Annotated in this window: 11 protein-coding genes; 8 read left to right on the top strand and 3 right to left on the bottom strand. The window is 46.7% G+C overall.

Annotation, left to right across the window (positions count from 1 at the left end; translation table 11 throughout):
• Positions 1-206 precede the first annotated feature (206 nt).
• The 5 genes from WC647_16995 (at position 207) to WC647_16975 (ending at position 8,591) form a co-directional block, all read left to right on the top strand.
• Positions 207-1,019 carry an RNA methyltransferase gene (locus tag WC647_16995; GenBank protein MFA6224002.1) on the top strand — a complete coding sequence of 271 codons (813 nt, stop codon included), beginning with the start codon at positions 207-209 and terminating at the stop codon, positions 1,017-1,019.
• Positions 1,016-1,834 (top strand): prolipoprotein diacylglyceryl transferase, encoded by an 819-nt coding sequence (gene lgt, locus WC647_16990; protein MFA6224001.1) that lies wholly within the window; start codon positions 1,016-1,018, stop codon positions 1,832-1,834. Before WC647_16995 ends, lgt begins: the two co-directional genes overlap by 4 nt.
• A 67-nt stretch (positions 1,835-1,901) precedes the next feature.
• Positions 1,902-6,728, top strand: a complete 4,827-nt coding sequence (locus tag WC647_16985; GenBank protein ID MFA6224000.1) for a tetratricopeptide repeat protein — start codon at positions 1,902-1,904, stop codon at positions 6,726-6,728.
• A gap of 10 nt (positions 6,729-6,738) precedes the next feature.
• Positions 6,739-7,974, top strand: coding sequence for an acetate kinase (locus WC647_16980; GenBank protein ID MFA6223999.1), 1,236 nt, complete (start codon positions 6,739-6,741; stop codon positions 7,972-7,974).
• A gap of 38 nt (positions 7,975-8,012) precedes the next feature.
• Positions 8,013-8,591: a hypothetical protein gene (locus WC647_16975; GenBank protein MFA6223998.1), complete on the top strand. Its 579-nt coding sequence runs from the start codon at positions 8,013-8,015 to the stop codon at positions 8,589-8,591.
• Here the strand turns inward: WC647_16975 and WC647_16970 are convergent.
• A complete protein-coding gene (locus WC647_16970; GenBank protein MFA6223997.1) occupies positions 8,547-9,656 on the bottom strand; it encodes an inositol-3-phosphate synthase in 1,110 nt (369 codons plus the stop codon). The two genes, WC647_16975 and WC647_16970, sit on opposite strands and share 45 nt — an antisense overlap.
• A gap of 161 nt (positions 9,657-9,817) precedes the next feature.
• On the opposite strand from WC647_16970, the gene WC647_16965 reads away from it, so the two are divergent.
• From WC647_16965 to WC647_16955, 3 genes are all read left to right on the top strand, one after another.
• Complete coding sequence (locus tag WC647_16965) at positions 9,818-10,480, top strand: CDP-alcohol phosphatidyltransferase family protein (GenBank protein ID MFA6223996.1); 663 nt, start codon at positions 9,818-9,820, stop codon at positions 10,478-10,480.
• 108 nt (positions 10,481-10,588) lie between these two features.
• Positions 10,589-10,879, top strand: a complete 291-nt coding sequence (locus tag WC647_16960) for a hypothetical protein (protein ID MFA6223995.1) — start codon at positions 10,589-10,591, stop codon at positions 10,877-10,879.
• A 183-nt stretch (positions 10,880-11,062) separates the two neighbouring features.
• The gene (locus tag WC647_16955; protein ID MFA6223994.1) at positions 11,063-12,250 is read left to right on the top strand and encodes an MFS transporter; all 1,188 of its coding nucleotides are present in this window, start codon (positions 11,063-11,065) and stop codon (positions 12,248-12,250) included.
• A 334-nt stretch (positions 12,251-12,584) separates the two neighbouring features.
• Here the strand turns inward: WC647_16955 and WC647_16950 are convergent, their stop codons facing one another.
• The gene (locus WC647_16950) at positions 12,585-12,980 is read right to left on the bottom strand and encodes a hypothetical protein (GenBank protein ID MFA6223993.1); all 396 of its coding nucleotides are present in this window, start codon (positions 12,978-12,980) and stop codon (positions 12,585-12,587) included.
• A 258-nt stretch (positions 12,981-13,238) separates the two neighbouring features.
• Entirely contained in the window at positions 13,239-13,706 is a 468-nt protein-coding gene (locus WC647_16945; protein ID MFA6223992.1) for a hypothetical protein, read from the bottom strand.
• Positions 13,707-13,905 lie beyond the last annotated feature (199 nt).

Here is a 13,905-nt window from a genome sequence, read left to right as displayed (position 1 = left end):
TTTGTATATCATAACTCTCTTCATGGTATAGGCAAACCAGATTTTGTCCAAAAAAAGACCAGCCTTACATAAACATACACTTTAAATATCCATGATTATATATTGTTATTAATTGACAATATTTTCTAGTAATAATATCTTCACCATGCGTCATCACCCTGAGATTGAGACGCGTCATCATCGCGAGTTACCGTTCAAAGGTTAGCATGAAGCCTTCCAGAAGAGTGCAAAGAGGTTTCAGGATACATCCGGATTGGGCCTCTGTTTTGTCAAACATTCGGATTGTGCTTGTTGGAACAACTCACCCAGGGAACATAGGTGGGGTAGCTCGTGTCATGAAAAATATGGGATTGAATAATCTTAAGCTCGTTTCTTCAACCGAATGCGGACCCGAGACTGAAGCGTTTTCTCTGGCTTCCGGCGCTTATGATATTGTTTCCTCAGCTCAAACTTTCGATTGTCTGGCTGACGCTCTCGCTTCATCCGTGATGGCGGTCGCCACATCGGCTAGGCTAGGGGGAAAAAGGACTTCGGCCAAGACACCATCTGAGATGACTCCTAAATTCATGGCAAAGGCCCACGACGGAGAAGTATCCATAGTCTTTGGTCGAGAATCCCGAGGTCTTACCAATGAGGAAATTAAGTTGTGTGATCAACACATGATAATTCCCTCTGACGCGGATTTCGCTTCGATGAACTTGGCGCAGGCTGTGGCGGTGGTTTGTTATGAAATCTTTAAAATAGCTTGCCAACCGGTAGGATTTCAGGCTCTGTCGTTTCATCCCGCTTCTATAGAATCACGCGAAAAGATGTTTGATCACGTCGAGCAGGCTCTTCTTCGAGCCGGTTTTCTGGCTCGAACAAATCCCCTAAGAATGATGCGGGACGTCCGACGGATTTTAAACTGCGCCAATCTTGACGAACGAGACGTCCGAATCGTTAGAGGAGTTTTTCGTAAATTCGATAACGCTATCCGTTTGGCCAGGAGCGTCAAACTTATCGAAGCGAAGCAAGAATGAATCTACCTGAACGTATGCTTTTTGATCCAGTTATTTTCAGACTCGGTCCACTAGAATTTAGGTGGTACGGGTTGATGTATTTGATTGGTTTTGGGATCGCCTACTTCGTCATAAAGAAAGAATTAACGAGAAAAAACGGACCTATTCCTCCGGAAGCCGCTGGCGATTTCTTGTTTTATCTGATTCTGGGGTTGCTGGTTGGCGCCAGAGTTGGTTACGTCATCTTTTACAATTTGCCTGTTTACATTCACCAGCCATGGGAAATCTTCGCAATCTGGCATGGTGGAATGAGTTTTCACGGTGGATTAATCGGTATGGTTGTTTTTGGTCTTATTTTCTCAATAAAAAATAACGCTCCTTTTTTTGAACTTGCAGACATCGGGGCCCTTGCTGCGCCTATGGGGTTGATGTTGGGGCGCCTTGGGAACTTCATTAACGGAGAGTTGTACGGCAGACCCACGGACTTACCGTGGGGCATGGTTTTCCCAGGAGGCGGCGATGTTCACAGACATCCCTCCCAGCTATACGAGGCTCTACTGGAAGGACCGATTTTGTTTGCAATTCTTTGGGTCTTGAGAACCCGGCTCAGACAATCGGGAACTCTTTTAGCGGTTTTTCTGATGGCGTATGGCGTGTTCCGGTTTGTAGCCGAATTTTTCAGGGAACCCGATCCCCAATTGGGGTTTATCATTGAAGGTTTAACCATGGGACAGTTACTTTGTCTGGCCATGATGGCCTCGGGAATATGCTTGTTCGTGTATTTGAGGTTTGTCGCCAAACAGGATGGCGAGCCCCAAAAGGATCGGGTATCTTAATCGATTTTGAACTTCTTAAGCCAAATTCGAAACTTGACCAAATTATATACTCAAAATGGTGACCATAATGAAAAATAGGTTCTGGCTCATCTTAGGGATGTATTCATTATGCCTTTTCATGACATTATATTCCGTTCCTTCGTCCAAAGCCTCTGAAATGGCAAACACCCCTGAATCGGCTCCTGCCCGGAAGTCAACGTCAGAATCAGTTGTTAATCTCCTGAAGTCTGGCGACGAGCAGGCGAAAAAAGGTGATTGGGAACTTTCCCTAGATACGAATAAATCAGCGATTGAGCAATCCACATCAATTCGCGACAAAAAACTTGAAGCATTAGCTTATAGGGGCGCTGCGGTCGCCTGTTATCACCTCGGGCGCCTCGACGAAGCGATGGATTTTTCGGAAAAGACTATTGAGATTAATCGTGCCCTAAGAAACGCCAAGGGCCGATCCCTCGATCTCATTCTCGCCGGAAAGATCTCCTTGGCCCGTCAAAATTATCCTAAAGCCTTGACACAGTTTGAGGAGGCCCAGCGGATTTTACCTACCTCTGAATCTTCTGAGGCTCCAGGGTTGATGCGCGATCTGGCGGAGGTCAACATCAAGTTATTGCGCCTACCGGAGGCCACCGCTATCCTAAATCGTCTCGGCGCCTATTATTCCAAGAATAACGATTTGGACCAAGCAGCGCGGATATGGGCCCAGGAAGGCGATCTATGCCTCATGAAAGGTGACTATGGTAACGCTGCGATCCTCCTGAAAAAGGCTGAAAAAACATTTTCAGAACTCAAAGAAGACAAGGAATTGGGACAAACTCTCTATCGATTGGCCTACCTGGCTTTTATTTCTGGAGATTTCAAGCAAACTAAATCTTATCTCGACTCGGCTAAACAACATGTCTCCGCTGACGACGAAAAATGGCCGGTGGCCTTGCAAGCAGCTATAAAAGCCATGAATTCGTTCGACCACGGCTCAAGCGATCAGGCATCTAAAGAACTTGCTCAGGCTGGTGTTATGCTGGCGCAGGGACAACACATTCTTCTTAAAAGCAGAATACAAATGCTCCAGGCCAAAGTCGAAACGGAACTCTGCAATTGGAAAATGGCTGACGATTGCGCATCAACAGCTCTACAGGAATTCAAAAAGTTGTCAAACCTGGATGGAGAAGCCGAAGCCGAACAAACTCTGGCTCAAATTTACTTCAGGCAGAGTTCGTTAAAAGAGGCCCTGGATCATTCTCAACGATCCTTTGATATTTACAGGAAGCTCAAAAACAAAGACCGTACGGTTGATTGTAGGATACTCATCGCAGAGATCAACGAGATTCTGGGAAACCCGGCGGTGACACTAAAACAGCTCAAGGACGCTCTCGAAGAATCAAAGTCGGGGATTGATCCGAGAACATCCAACTATTTAAGACTGGCGGTGGCCAAGTTTCGCGTAACCAGGGAAAACACGGAAAAGGCTTTGGAGTCCGCCTTAGAGGCCAAGAAAGATTTCGAGACCGCAAACGATCAACGAGGGGTGGCAGAAGCGGACTTGGTCCTGGGGTTCGCGTACGAACTTGGAGGAAATATACCCAAAGCGTCGGAATCGTTACAAGAAGCCCTAGGGATAAGTCAAAAGCTAGGGGATCGTTTTGCCCAGGGTAAGGAACTCACAGCATTGGGCGTGATTTATAAGAATTCAGGTGATTTGGAAAAAGCTCAGGAAATTTTTCTCAAAGCGATGGAGCTTCGAAAATCCATTGGTGATTTGAGGGGATATGCCGCAAACCTGGCAAATCTGGCAAATATTTATAGACGCCATTCACAAAACACCGAAGCTCTACAGAATCTTCAGAAAGCCCTGAATATTTATCGTGAGGTGTCAGACAAAAAGGGCGAGGCCGACGCTTTGACAAATCTGGGAAATCTGGATGCCGCAGGAGGCTCCAACCAGGTGGCTATGGAAAAGTTCCAAAAGGCCCTTCAATTGCATAGGGAGACTTCAGATATTCGAGGAATCGCAACGGATCTTATTAGCATAGCTTCTCTCCGCCTGGCTCGTGGAGAAATTGACGAAGGGGCGGCTGCCCTGAAAGAGGCGGAAATTTACAACAAGAGAATCTATAATCCGGTCGGGAGCCTAGCCATACTTTCAGAGACCGCCACGGTAGCCAAGGCGAGAAAAAATTACAACGAAGCCCTAGATTGTCTTAATAAAGCAATGGAATTGGCAAAAAAGACCAAAGATTCCAGAGCAATTTCCTCAATCAATTTGAGGATCGCTTCGGTGTTTGAAGAAAAGGGAAACTTCCAGAAAGCCCTCAATATTCTTAATCAGGCTTCAGATCAACTAGAAAAGCATCAGGACTACAAAGGATTGTCTTGGGCTCTAGGGGCAAGAGGCATTATTCTCGCTAAAATGGAAGATTATGAAGGCGCATTAAAAGATTTAAACGAGGCGACCCGGATTCGGGCTGAACATAATATCACATCATCCCAATCTCAAGAGGTCGATTTCTATCTTGCTGAAATCTATCAGGGATTCAAAGACTATGACAGGGCCCTTGCCCACTACCACAGAGCCTTGGGTGGTTCACAAACAGCGGGAACCGACAGATTTGTTGGAAAAATATACGATCGAATCGGAACTATTTATTATGGCATGGAGGAATATTCCAAAGCGCGAGATTTCTTGGAAGACGCCTTGCGAATAAGCTCCGAGTCTGGAAACCTCAACAATCAGAAAGTTCAGCTTATTCGTTTGGCCGACGTGATGTCGAAACTGAAAGATCCTGACAACAGCCTTAAATATCTACAGAAAGCTCTGACTTTGACCAGAGACACAAAGGATTCGTCTAATGAAGCCAGGGTCTTGACAAGAATGGGGACTCTCAATCAGGTGCAGGGACGGCTCAGAACAGCTTTGGAAAACTACTCGGACGCAATGGATATTAGAACCAAAACCGGAGACAAAAGAGGCGTCAATGAAAATGTTCTTCAAATAGCCCTTGTAAACGCCACAATGTCAGATTTCGATCAATCTGTCTCTAACATCAAACGAGCCATCGACATAGCTCAAACGTCCGAAGACAGAAGCATGTTGTGGAAAGCCTATTTCATAATGGGCAGAACCCTCGAAGAAAAAAAGGCGTTTGGAGAAGCGTTGGAGGCCTATAGAAAGGCTCTCAATATTGTAGATTCCATGGACGCTGATTTTTCAGAAGAGTCTGAAGATGATGATTTCATATTTGGTGGCACATCAGCTCTTTTTGAGACAACACTTCGAGTCCTCATGACGCTGGCTAAGAAGGATCCCGACGGAGCGTACGATAACCAGGCCTTGAGGCTCATTGAAAGGCTGAAAGCCGCATCCTTTGAGAATACTCTCTTGAAGATTAACGTCCCAAGTTTTTCGAATGTGCCGAATGATTTGATCATCAAAGAAAAGAGTTTGAAATTAAGTCTGAATAAATTGAATCTGAAGTTGATGGAGCAAAGGTCGAAAATACACCCCAACGCTGAATTGATGAAAAGACTTCTCGACGAGAGGCGCAAAAAGGAAACAGCTTTCTCGAACCTGCGGGAGCAACTCTCCAAGGAATATCCTTCATATGTGAACCTGACCAAACCCAAATCCATGTCTATCCATCAGATTCAAAAAGATCTAGACCCTGACGAAGTGTTGCTAGAGTACATGGTCACACGTGGTCGAACCTACATTTTCGCTGTAGACAAATTCCGATTTCATACCTTTTCAGTCGATTATCCGCTTTCAGAAATAGAGAAAGACGTCGAACTCCTCGTTCGTCCCCTCCAGAAGCACGAGACCCTCGCAAGCTGGGACCCGTCCGTCGCCTATAAACTCTACTCGAAAATAATTAAGCCGGTAGAATATACCATGAAAGGAAAAAAAACCGTTGTGGTAATACCTAACGGTCCCCTGTGCTGGGTTCCATTCGAAATTCTTGTCGATTCAAAATCCCACGAGAACAAAAGGTTCTGGTCCGCAAATGACCAGCCAACATATTTGTTGGAAAAGTACGCCTTCTGTTACGCTGAATCGTCTTACTCTCTTTGTCTTTACAGAAGCAAGAGACCGGTTAAGAAACCCGGCTGGACTCTTGCGGCGTTTGGGGATCCAGTCTTCAACGATTCGAATAAGTCCCTGGAACAGAATCCGGGCTCCCACAGGCTGTTGTCAGCCATGAACACCCATCAAAACACACCGGACGCGAACTACGCCTTCCTCAAACCATTGCAGGCAACCAGAAAGGAAATTATTGAAATTACCAAGGTTCTAGGCGGCCCTACCCAAACGTACCTGGGTCCTCAAGCAACCGAAACACTTTTCAAGAAAGCGGATTTGAGTCGTTACATGTACATACATCTGGGAGCATATAGTGTGTTCTGGAATGGATTGGGCAGATCTCAACGGCAACCCGGTATTATATTCTCCCTCTACGGAGACAAGGAAAATGACGGTTTTCTTGAGTTGGGAGAGGTATTCGGTTTAAGACTTAACGCTGATCTCGTTGTAATATCTACAACCTTAACCACGGGCAAAAACGTGAACCTAGCCAGCAACGGCCCATTTGACTTAGCTCGGGGATTAATATTCGCCGGCGCTGATTCTGTCATCCTGAGCACATGGCAAATAAGCGAGGACCATGCTGAAAAGTTACTTTTTGAAATGTACAAAGATCTCAAGGATGGATCCAAAGCCGACGCCCTGAGAAAGGCCAAACTCGCGATGCTGCATAGCCAGGGAACTTCACACCCGTACTATTGGGGCTCTTTTATACTTGTCGGTGACTGGCGTCCCAGATTTCTGTCGGCCAATAACCGCTGGGAGCCTGAAAATGTAGGCTTTAAAGGTGTTTCAACCTGGAGAAAGCTTTTTAACATGTAGGGACCTGATTATGAAGATTTTGGTGCTGAATAGTGGGAGTTCATCTCTCAAATTCATCCTGTTCGAAATGAATGACGAAAGAGTCCTAATCTCGGGCATGGTTGATAGAATTGGAATTTCAGGTTCCATTCTAAGTTTTCAAGAACAAGGTGGACGCTCCGAGGAGATCAGTGTAAACATTCCAGACTTTGGAGCAGCGCTGGACACGTTGTTCCAACTGTTGGCGACAGGGTCAATTTCGGCGTTATCAGAAATTCCCGCGATTGCTCATAGAGTCGCTCATGGGGGTAAATTTCTGGAATCGGTTATCATAGCGCCGGAAGTCCTTGCCCAAGTTCGGTCCATGAACCGCTTCTTCCCGCTACACCACCCAGCAATGATTCTTGAAATGGAAGAGTGCATGCGCAGAATGCCTCATGCGATTCATGTCGCGGTGTTTGATAACTCTTTTCACCGAGACATTCCAGACGAGGCTGCCATTTACGGCCTTCCATACAGATATTTTTCCGAGAAGGGTTACAAGAGAACTGGCTATCATGGAAATTCTCACGCATTTGCGGCTCATGAAGCCGCAAAATTCCTAAATCTTCCTCTGGAGAAGTTAAAGATTATCACATGTCATTTGGGAAATGGGTGTAGCGTATGCGCCATAAAATATGGGAAGTCCATCGACACAAGTCTGGGAATTAGCGCTATAGAGGGCCTCATAATGGGAACCCGATGCGGTGATGTTGATCCTGGATTGATTCCAATCATCATGGAAGAGGAAAACCTTTCTCCCAGTCAGCTTACCAACATGCTGTCCAAACAATCCGGCCTGCTCGGGATAAGTGGGTTAAGCAGAGACATGCGAGAAATTGAGGCTGCCGCTATTCAAGGGAATCCACAGGCTTCTCTTGCATTCAAGGCGTTCTGTTACAAGGTTAAGCGTTCGATGGGCTCCATGTTGATGGCGCTCGGAGGGTGCGAGGTGTTGGTCTTTACCGGTGGAATTGGAGAAAATAGTTCCGTTGTTAGGGAAAAGATCGTGGCAGGATCTCAAAATCTTGGTTTTGTGATTGAACCTATGAAAAACTCAGGAGTAAAGCATCTGGACATGGAAAACCCGGTTCAGGAAATCTCTAGCGGTTCTTCCGCCGTCAAAATTCTTGTTGTCAGGGCCAACGAAGAACTCATGATGGCGAGGGAGTGTTTACAGATTGCTCGCAAAGTTTCCCTATTTGAAACTGGATATCCTCCGGCGTAAGGCATAAGCTGTGATATGGGTTTCTAGCGGAGAAAACCTTGGACAAAACCGGCATTGTGATCGGTCGTTTTCAGGTCTTCCATAATGATCACCTCAAGTATGTGCTTGCAGGAAAATCTCTCTGCGACAATCTTGTAATCGGCATAACAAACCCCGATCCAACCTATTTCAAGGATGATTCTTCGGATCCTCATCGTAGCCTTGTTTCTTCGAACCCCCTTACCTATTTTGAACGCTACGTTATGCTCAAATACGTCATGAGGGAAAACGGAATTTCATGCATGGATTTCTCGATAGTTCCTTTTCCGATAAATACCCCTGAAACTTACTGCTATTACGTTCCCATGAGCGCTGTGGCTTACATAACAGTGTATGACAGGTGGGGTCAAAGAAAACTGGAGCTTCTCAAGAGTGGTGGTTTGCATACCAGAGTGCTGTGGGAAAAACCCGCGACCGAAAAAGGTATCACTGGTTCAGAAGTGCGCCGCCGCATTGCGTTAAACGAACCCTGGGAGCACCTGGTTCCCAAGAGCATAGCGGCGCTAATCAAAGATTGGAACCTGACGTCCAAGTTAAGGCTCAAACCTACTGTTCCCTTTGATAAAAGCCTCGGTTAACCTGAAAGCTTCGTCGTCAGGGAACTGTACTGGCGGCCTCTTCATGAAATATGCCGAAGGGCCTTCAAGAACTCCCCCAATTCCATTATCCAGGGCAAGTTTGCAGCACCGAATCGCGTCCACTGCGACCCCTGCGGAATTAGGAGAATCTTCAACTGACAGCCTAAGTTCAAGGTCTATGGGAATACCGCCAAATATTCTTCCTTCTATACGGACAAAGCAAATTTTGTTGTCCTTGAGCCATGGGACATAGTCGCTCGGGCCGACATGAATGTTGCAATCATCCAGATTTTCCGCTAGTACGGACTGAACTGCCTCGGTCTTGGAAATTTTTTTTGATTTAAGCCTGTCTCGATTCATCATGTTCAGAAAATCAGTGTTTCCTCCGACATTAAGCTGGTAAGTGCGATCAATTTTTACCCCTCTCTTCGCGAAAAGATCCGACAGGACTCGGTGAACAATTGTAGCGCCCATCTGTGATTTAATGTCGTCACCAAGGATTGGTAAACCACTGATCTTGAACCGGTGTTCCCAAACTGAGTCACTAGCGATGAATACCGGAATATTGTTTATGAACCCCAAGCCGGCTGACAACGCGCATTCCGCGTAGAATTTTGACGCCAGATCCGAGCCTACCGGCAGATAGTTGAGCATTATGTCTGCCTGGGATTCCTTCAGAACCGAAACAATGTCCTCTCGACAAGCCTCCTTCTCGGAAGACAATTGAAACGTCCGATCCTCCGGATAATCGCTCATGTGTGAGGAAAGGCCGTCAAGGATTGATCCCATTCCTACAGTCACTCCCATATCAGGTAAACGATCCACAATTCGGACACAGCAATTTGGGGGGCTGAACAGCGCCTGCGAAATGTCCTTCCCCACTTTACGGGCGTCTATATCAAAGGCTGCGACGACTTCAATGTCCGAGGGCTCATAATGCCCAATCATAGGATGCATTAATCCAATTATGTTAACCGGGGAATTACCGCTATAATGATAAATCCCCTGCAACAATGCGCTCGAGCAGTTGCCGACACCGATTATGGCGATTTTGATTTTTCTCATTGATCCTCTTCCTTTAGGTAGAATAAATTTGGGAGGAAGCTACTCTCGCCTTAATGGCCCGATAGTTTCGATGGACAGGTCTTAAAGACTTTTGATATTATCATAATAGTAGTTATGTTTCTCTTTTGAATTGTTCGTGCGTCCGATCGGTTGGATATTTTATGCCAGACAACGTTACGTCAGATTGGAAAACCAAACCAACTGATCGATTTATTCTTAAATGGATCAAACTTAACCTCTCGTCCAGAATCACCAATGAGATAATCAAATGGAATTGGTTGAAACCTTGGATGATTACCGTTTTTTCGATGATCAACGGAATGTTCGCAGGGGTTCTGTTCGCTTCTGGCGCAGGTTTTTGGGGTGGCTTTTTTGCCGGCCTTGCCCAGGTCTTTGATGGCGTGGATGGACAAGTTGCCAGACTTGGTGGACAGGCAACCAGAGCGGGCGCTTTTCTAGATTCGGTCTTGGATCGATATTCGGATGGAACCCTCGTCATCGGGCTAACCATTTTCAATTTGCGCAATGATCTCAACCTGGACCAATGTTACGTTTTGATTGTGGGCACATTGGCGCTGATCGGTAGCGGTCTTATCAGCTATTCCAGCTCTCGGGCTGCCAACCTAGGGATTGCATTGGGGCGTCCCACTCTGGCAAGTAAGGGATCCAGGACAGCTTTTGTAGCGCTTTCAGGATTACTGAGCCCAATTAGCTTCCTTGTTCCATTATGTGCGCTTATTTATTTGGCCATCCATACGAACGCCGTAGTCGTATACAGAATTCTTAGGGTTATGAGAACGCCGGAGCCTCAAAAACGAATCTAACTGAGGCGATAGATCTGTTATGTTTTATGAGATTGACTATTATTGGAAAATGCGTGAGGCTAGGTGAAATGGATATGTCCGCTCATGTTTTTATGGAGAAGCGCCGTCATGTTCATTGACCTTATTAAATCTCTAACTATTTTGTTTGCTCTCGTCGGTCTTTTGAGCTGCGCCGCGGTGGAAACGCCGAGGAGAGAGATCGATCAATCAGCTCCCAAAGTCAAAGAAGAAGACATTACGGGTCGCAACTCCGGTGTTCAGCCTTACCAAGCGCCCCAGGATTCCACTACTGGTGGCGCACCCGGTATCGGGCAGCCGATGAACTCTGTCCCGCCCTACTCTACTGATTCTGGATCTGGAAAAACGCCTAGACGATTTCTTTGGAAGGACAGGAATTAGTCACTTATTCCATGGCTTCGGTTGCTTTTCCCGAGCTGATTAATTATAAATATTTATGAGCTGACATGATGAGGCCGATTTCGTCATACGAATTCGGCCTATTATTATTTTACGGCCCCTAAATCCTGCGGGCCCGGTTGAATCGGCCCTCAAGGTCCTGATTTAGGTTAGACCCACTTTCAGATGCTCGAATTTGTAACCAACACTCGATTTCTTGTCCTCGCCGCCTCAAACTTCTTTCTTTTCCTGGTTGTTTCAGCCTGGAGTTTCCTATCTATTTTCGTATCAGAACTGGGCGCGAACACCGGAGATATAGGCGTTCTAATGGCATCCGCGGGGATTACGTCACTGGGAGTGTTGCCTTTCATAGCGCCCCTGATTGACCGCTACGGGCGGAAGGGATTCATGGTAGTTGGTATATTTGTCGTTGGGATATCAAATCTTGCGTTTATGTTGTTCCATTACTACTCACCGTGGATGCTGATAATCAGGCTAATTCAGGGGCTCGCCTTCGCTGCATGCTTCAATGCCTGCTCTACCGCTCTCGTGGACCTGTTGCCTTTTAATAAGAGAGTCCAGGGCATCGGTCTATATGGCATATCCGGCTCCCTCGCTGTGGCAGTTGGGCCTTATCTGGGCGAAACCGTTATAATTCATTTTGGATTCAACGCATACTTTGCTCTTTTGGCGACTTTTGGAATTGTCGGGGCCTGCCTGGGGCTGGCTTTCAAGGAACCTTTTATTTGTATTCAGTCAAGGGTTTCCAAGGTGAGATTCTTTCCTACCGTGATTCAGGGAAAGCATGTGGCAATGATGTCACTGGTTGCGGTGTTTGGTTCGGGCTTTGCAGCCATGAATACGTTTTTTCCCCTTTATGCAAAGAGTCTGGGCATTAGGGCCGGCATCTTTTTCACATCATACGGCGCGACATTAATCATCGTTAGGCTGGTTTTGGGAAACGTCGTAGACAGGATGAACCGAGACAGACTCATCCTTGTCTGCTTGCTGGGCTTTGGGGCGCTATTGGTAGCGACGTCCCAAATTCAGTCCATGATTCAAACCATATATCTGGGGATACTATTTGGTGCGACTCAGGGACTTTCATATCCCGCAATGATGGCTCGGATGGTTGACAAGTCAAATGACGCCAATCGCGCTATCGTGGTGTCCTTGTTCACTGGATCATTTGGAGTGGGCATAAACCTGTCCGTCCTTCTCTGGGGCTTTATAGGGAAGATCAACGGGCTGCCCTTCATGTTCGCTTTCGGTGGATCGTTGATGTTTGTGACTGCGCTTATCTGTATTATTGCTTTTTTCCTGCACAAGGAGTCGGTTGTAGGCAAGCGTGCCACTTCCGGGAAACCGGGCTGATATTTCCCCCCTTTTCTTGCCCTTCCCCGCGAGTGACCCCAAACGCTCAAGTCTTCGTTAAGGACTACCGTCATTGCTCCATGGGAGGTATCCGCCGGCACAACAAATGTTCCGAGGTTTATTGGATGCTGTCCAGCGAAGGGTGGATAATCTGCCGTTTAGACTTGTGATTACACACCGTCACGATTCTGTATTAGCCAGTATTTGGAACCATTTCAGATCGCTGCCGCTAACGTTGGATCACTGTTTTCCCAAGGAGTGATGAAATCATGGAGAACAAAAAAAGCCGGGGGTTAGCCCGGCCTTTTCAGGGAATAAATTCCCGACTTCTAGATTACCAGCCCCTGGGCGCTGTGTAAATATTAACTGGTGTGCAAGGAACCGCGGCTGTAACATAAGCCGGGCCGTCCAACTCAACGGGGCAGCAGCTTTCGCCAGGAATAAGCCTACCGGTGAATATAGGAGACATGACAAGACCAACAGCCCTACAAGGAACACTCAAAGCCGCATGGATAATACCCGGAATCAACGGTGGTTCACAAGCGGGAGCGACAGGACCCCTCAGTGTGACATCTTCAGGAGATACGTTCAGACAAGAAGATCCTCCACCAAAAGTTGTGTTCGGGATACCCGGAACCGGCCACGAGCTTACGGTGTAACCCCAGGACATCCCAACTCCTAGTGTTAGCACAGCCAGGATTCCAAGAGCTACAACGGATTTTCTAACCATACCCTCATCCTCCTTTCATTCAAGACGTTCCAGTTTACAAACCGGACATCAAGATTATATTTCGTAAAATCTAGCGCGTATATTTTGCGCTATTGTTAACTCAAATTTGAAGAGTTGTCAAGGATTTTTTACTACCATAAACCGATCTAACCATGCTGAATTATTCATCAGTTCAACGCTTGTGGATTTAATCAATAGGACCGGGCACCGAGTCCGGCCCTATGTATTGTTTTTCTCACAAGGTTATGGTCTCACGATTTACCATAGAGCTCCAAAAATGGTGGAATCACCGGACAGCATTGCCGCGCCGGAACCAAATACCCCACCAAAACCGCCACCAAACGGGGAACCACAGCCCCTGTCTCCACCGCCAGCGCCGCCGCCAAAGCCAGGGAAGCAGCCATATACGCCATCAAAACCGCCGAATAACATTTCACACGGGTGAGCGACAGCAGTCAACAATGAGCACAACATACCAGGTCTTGGCCCAGTCTTGCATGATGAACCGCAAGCCGGCGTAGGCGCAGGGCACGGACCCTCAATCTTGCACTGCCAAGTCTTAACTATGGTCTTGGCGACACCCATGTCAGGACAATCAACAGGAACATACAACGGCCCACCACATTGGGTACCACAACCACCACCACCGATAAAGCCGAATGAAGTCCCCGCCACCATCAGCGTCAGAGACAAAACACCGAGAACGACTAATGTTCTCTTAACCATACCCTCATCCTCCTTTCATCAATCCTTTCCAAAGGAAGCTTTAATACCATATTTGGATAGCCTCCAAAAAATATAGCTCTGCATGTGTTTTAACTTTATTACAGAAATCCGCAAGGTTGTCAACCCTTTTTTTCACGCCTTGAAACGTCCGAATTTACAAATCCTTGCCTCACAATTGACTGTCGTAACTTAGCCAGCC

The sequence above is a fragment of the Desulfomonilaceae bacterium genome (assembly GCA_041662605.1).
GTDB lineage: Bacteria > Desulfobacterota > Desulfomonilia > Desulfomonilales > Desulfomonilaceae > CAJBEZ01.
The sequence above is the reverse complement of the archived record's forward strand: the minus strand, read 5'-3'. Positions and strand labels throughout refer to the sequence as shown.

What these genes read in the sequence shown, in the direction of transcription:
- WC647_16995 (MFA6224002.1), top strand. Translation starts at nt 207, where the DNA reads ATGAAGCCTTCCAGAAGAGTGCAAAGAGGTTTCAGGATACATCCGGAT.
- lgt (MFA6224001.1), top strand. Translation starts at nt 1,016, where the DNA reads ATGAATCTACCTGAACGTATGCTTTTTGATCCAGTTATTTTCAGACTC.
- WC647_16985 (MFA6224000.1), top strand. Translation starts at nt 1,902, where the DNA reads ATGAAAAATAGGTTCTGGCTCATCTTAGGGATGTATTCATTATGCCTT.
- WC647_16980 (MFA6223999.1), top strand. Translation starts at nt 6,739, where the DNA reads ATGAAGATTTTGGTGCTGAATAGTGGGAGTTCATCTCTCAAATTCATC.
- WC647_16970 (MFA6223997.1), bottom strand. Translation starts at nt 9,656, where the DNA reads ATGAGAAAAATCAAAATCGCCATAATCGGTGTCGGCAACTGCTCGAGC.
- WC647_16965 (MFA6223996.1), top strand. Translation starts at nt 9,818, where the DNA reads ATGCCAGACAACGTTACGTCAGATTGGAAAACCAAACCAACTGATCGA.
- WC647_16960 (MFA6223995.1), top strand. Translation starts at nt 10,589, where the DNA reads ATGTTCATTGACCTTATTAAATCTCTAACTATTTTGTTTGCTCTCGTC.
- WC647_16955 (MFA6223994.1), top strand. Translation starts at nt 11,063, where the DNA reads ATGCTCGAATTTGTAACCAACACTCGATTTCTTGTCCTCGCCGCCTCA.
- WC647_16950 (MFA6223993.1), bottom strand. Translation starts at nt 12,980, where the DNA reads ATGGTTAGAAAATCCGTTGTAGCTCTTGGAATCCTGGCTGTGCTAACA.
- WC647_16945 (MFA6223992.1), bottom strand. Translation starts at nt 13,706, where the DNA reads ATGGTTAAGAGAACATTAGTCGTTCTCGGTGTTTTGTCTCTGACGCTG.